This is a genomic window from Candidatus Cloacimonas sp. (assembly GCA_039680785.1).
Taxonomy (GTDB): Bacteria; Cloacimonadota; Cloacimonadia; order Cloacimonadales; family Cloacimonadaceae; genus Cloacimonas.
Map to the genome: position 1 here is coordinate 1 of JBDKSF010000111.1, position 1,858 is coordinate 1,858.

Genomic DNA, 1,858 nt, shown 5'->3' on the forward strand with positions numbered 1-1,858 from the left:
GGTTTCAGCGGAGGATTTTTCTTTATTTCTGCCAGGCAGGTTTTGATGGCAACATCCAGTTGCGGGTCTTTTCCCTGAACATAATCCTGAGGCATAATATCCACTTCAATATCGGGATCGGTTCCGTAATTTTCCACACCCCAACCGACATCTTTGAACCAAAAACTGAATTCCGGTTGAGTTGTAATTGTTCCATCCACCAGCCAATGCCTGGGCCAAATTCCGATTACTCCCCCCCAGGTTCTTTTACCAATCAGTTTTCCCAAGCCCAAAAGTTTGAAACTGTGGGAGAAAATATCGCCATCGCTACCGGCATGTTCATCCGTAATACAAACCATAGGACCCATGGGAGCATTATCCATATAAGGATTGGCACCCCACCAACGGGTTTTATCATAGCCGATTCTTTTGCGTGCCAGTTTTTGCAGCAATAATCCGGAAACGCTGCCTCCTCCATTGCTACGGACATCAATAACCAGTCCTTCGTGATCCACTTCTGCCAGGAAATAGCGATGGAATTCTATCAAACCATCTTTTTGCATATCCGGAAGATGCAGATAGCCAAGTTTGCCTTTAGAGGCATTATGGACATATTCACGATTACTTTCTACCCAATCCCGATAACGAGCTTGAGTTTCATCTTTCATCGTAGGCAGGGTTACCACTTTTTCTTCTTTACCATCGGGGCTGGTAACACTTAGCTGCACTTGTTGTCCCGCTAAATTTAAAGTTAATCTTTCCGGAGGGGTAGTTTTATTTACGGGAATTCCATTTACGGCTTTAATTATCCAACCCTCGGAAACATTAATACCCGGGTTCATAAAAGGCGAACGGTTTTCGCTTAGCCAATGGTCTCCTTTTAAAATACGGATTATTTCATAGCCCTTTTTGCGAGCATTATAGCGATAATCAATGCCCAATTTACCAATTCTATAATTTGGGCTTGGACGATAGTCCCCACCAAATTCGTAACAGTGGCTGGTGCCCAATTCGCCTTGCACTTCCCACATCAAATCGGAAAAATCACTTCTGCAGGCACAGCGCTCAACTAAGGGATAATAGAGGTCAAAAACCTTTTGCCAGTTAATTCCTGCCATATCTTCCACCCAATATTGTTGTGTCTGTAAACGCCAGGCCTCTTTAAACATCTGTTGCCATTCTGCAATAGGCACAATTTCCACAGAAAAACGGTTCAAATCAATATATCCGCTCTTTTTTCCGGGTGTTGTGTCTGCTGGTAAGTCAGCTTTGGGCTCAAGTTTAGTAGAAATAATCCGGAGTTTATCCTTTTGGCGAATTAAAATAGCAGAGCCATCCTGGCAGATATGATAACCTGTAATATCTTTGGCATAAGTCCAGCTCTCCAGTTTGTTCAAATCGTAGCACATCAAATCAAACTTGTTTTCATCATCCGCTCTGTTTTCCAGAGGCATATTCACATAAAACAAGCGGTCTTTGATTGCACTCAAACCACCATAAATTCCGGACGAAACAGGAAATTCTATTACGCGGTCACAGATCCCGTCAAAATCAATTTCTACAGGTTTAATTTCGTCTTTGGGTTCTTTCTCTTCTTTTTTCTCATCTTTTTTAGGGATTTCCGGTTTTGCTTCAAAGGGTTTCGGTTCCTGAATAAAAGGAGAACGCAGCTCTTTTTTCAACGGAATTAAATAGGGTTTATAGGAATTGGGATAGATGAAATCAAACTGAATGCCATCTGGTAAAGGATTTAAATTGCGCACCGACACAAAATAGAGATACTTTCCTTCCGGATCAAAAACAGGAGCGGTATCATTTAACACAGGTTTACTTACTATATGCAATTGATTTTCTTTACTATCCCAGATAATAATATGCC

At 41.7% G+C, this 1,858-nt stretch carries 1 protein-coding gene; it reads right to left on the minus strand.

From position 1 onward, the window contains the following. A partial coding sequence (locus ABFC98_07950) for a PDZ domain-containing protein (GenBank protein ID MEN6445960.1) occupies positions 1–1,858 on the minus strand: 1,858 nt, incomplete at both ends.